This is a genomic window from Longimicrobiaceae bacterium, from assembly GCA_035936415.1.
Taxonomy (GTDB): domain Bacteria; phylum Gemmatimonadota; class Gemmatimonadetes; order Longimicrobiales; family Longimicrobiaceae; genus JAFAYN01.
The window spans coordinates 1-2,380 of record DASYWD010000507.1; the positions used below are offsets into that span (position 1 = coordinate 1).

The 2,380-nt window shown below is 76.3% G+C and carries 2 protein-coding genes; both read right to left on the minus strand.

Going from position 1 to position 2,380, the window contains the following annotated elements; genetic code table 11:
• Positions 1-1,392 (minus strand): NAD(P)/FAD-dependent oxidoreductase (locus VGR37_20405; protein ID HEV2149774.1); only part of this gene is annotated, 1,392 nt, incomplete at its 3' end.
• Positions 1,393-1,480: 88 nt separating this feature from the next.
• The coding region (locus VGR37_20410; protein HEV2149775.1) for a DUF790 family protein at positions 1,481-2,380 on the minus strand (900 nt) is incomplete at its 5' end.

Here is a 2,380-nt window from a genome sequence, read left to right on the forward strand (position 1 = left end):
CATCCACCCCGGCGCGGTGTCCGGCGGGACGCCCTGCCCCGTGGCCTCCACGGCCCGCTCGTCCCCCTCGCCCATGGCCCGCCCCCCGGGGCGCACGCTCCCCAGCGGCTGCCCGGGCGGGGCCAGCTCGGGCCCGACGTCGCCGGTGATGAGCCGCGCCCCGCGGGCCCAGGTCACGTACGACCAGGCCCACTGCAGGAACACGGAGACGCGGTTGCGGAAGCCGATCAGGTAGAACACGTGCACGAAGAGCCAGAGGATCCACGCCAGCCAGCCGAACAGCTTCAGCTCGCCCAGCTCCAGGATGGCCCTGCGGCGCCCGATGGTGGCCAGGTTCCCCTTATTGGTGTAGCGGAAGCGGGCCCGCGGCTCCCCGCGGAGGATGCGCCTGAGGTTCCCGGCGACGAAGCGCCCCTGCTGCATGGCGACCGGTGCCACCCCGGGGAGCGGCTCCCCGTCCGGCCCGGCGAGGTGGGCCAGGTCGCCGATCACGAACACCTCCGGGTGCCCGGGGATGGAGAGGTCCGGCTCCACCTGCACGCGCCCCACCCGGTCGGTGGGGACGCCGAGCGCCCGCCCCAGCGGCGAGGCGGTGACCCCCGCCGCCCAGACCACGTTGCGGGCGGGGATCCGCTCCTCGCCCACGCACACCGCGTCGGCCTCCACCCGCGTGACGATGGCCCCGGTCCGCACCTCCACCCCCAGCTCGCGGAGCGCCCGCTCCGCGTCGTCGGAGAGCCCCGGGTCGTACGCGGCGAGGACGCGGGGGCCGCCTTCCAGGAGGATGATGCGCGCGGTGGAGGGATCGATGCGCCGGAAGTCGCGTACCAGCGAGTGGCGGGCGATCTCCGCCATGGCGCCGGCCAGCTCCACCCCGGTGGGGCCCGCCCCCACCACCACGAAGGTCAGCAGCGCCCGGCGCTCCTCCGGGTCCGGCTCCTGCTCGGCCGCCTCGAAGGCGAGGAGGAAGCGCCGGCGGATCTCGGTGGCGTCCTCGATGGTCTTGAGCCCCGGGGCGATGGGCTCCCACTCCGGGTGTCCGAAGTAGTGGTGCGTGGCCCCGCTGGCGACCACCAGGAAGTCGTACGCCACGGTGCCGCCGTCGCCGAGGAGGACGCGCCGCGCCTCCAGGTCGAAGCCGGTGACCTCCGCCAGCAGGACGGCGGTGTTCCGCTGGCGGTGCAGGATGCCGCGGATGGGGGAGGCGATGTCCGCCGGGGAGAGCGCCGCGGTGGCGACCTGGTAGAGGAGCGGCTGGAAGAGGTGGTGGTTGCGCCGGTCGATCAGCGTGATCCGCACCGGCGCGCGCCGCAGCTCCTTGGCGGCCCTCAGCCCTCCGAAGCCCCCGCCGACGATCACGACGTGGGGGAGGTCCGGCTCCTGGTAGCTCATCTCGTCCGTACCGTCGCTGTGCGTGAAGGCGCACCCGCCGTGCGCAGCTCAAGATACCCGGGGCGGGCGGCGCTGCAAACGGGGTTCCTCACACCCCGGCCGGGATCGCCACGCGCTCCGCCGCCTCCAGCACCGGCCCCGCCCGGGGACGCTGCGCGAACCAGACCACCGGCCCCCCCGGACGGTCCCAGTCCGCCCCCGCGGCCAGCCCGCGGTACACCACCAGCACCAGGTTGCGGAGCCCGGCGGCCTGCACCTTCCGCAGCTTCTCCTCCAGGTACGCCGGGGTCCAGAACCCCACCACCTCCACCAGCGCCTCCCGGCCGTCCGCGTGACGCAGGGTGAAGTCGGGGAGGAAGACCTCCTCCCCGACCTGCACCGGGGTGGCCTCGCGCAGCAGCGTCCAGCCGCGCCGCTCCTCCCCGAACCGCTCCCCCAGCTCCTCCGCCAGCGCCCGCTCCCAGGCGGAGTCGTACGCCTCCGCTTCCGGCGCCCCGCCGAAGGGCGCCGTGGCGGCGTCCAGGCGGAATGGGAAGCTCCGCCCCCCGCGCACCGTCTCCGCCTCCAGCCGCCACCCGGGCGCGCGGGCCAGCGCCGGGACCACGCGCGCCAGGCGGGCGCCGTAGCGCTCGGGGCGCACCACGAAGGGGGCGGCGGGGCCGGTAAGCTCCACCGCGTACCCGCCCGGGGCGGGGGAGACGCGGTACATGAGCCGGGCCAGCTTCACGGCGCGGAACAGGTCGCGCCACCCGCCCTCGGCGGTGACGCGGGCGCGCGTCGCGCCCAGGAGCACCCCGCGCGCCAGCTCCAGGTTGTAGCGCCGGAGCAGCGCCTCGCCGTCCAGGGGCGGGGCGCGCACCAGGCGGTGGGAGGCGGGGGCGTCGGCGTAGAGGAGGCGCTCCACCTCGGCCACGGGGATCCCCAGCTCCGCGGCGGCGTCCTCGTAGGGGCGGTCCCGGTCGCCGGGGACGGGGGGCCAGCGCCGGCC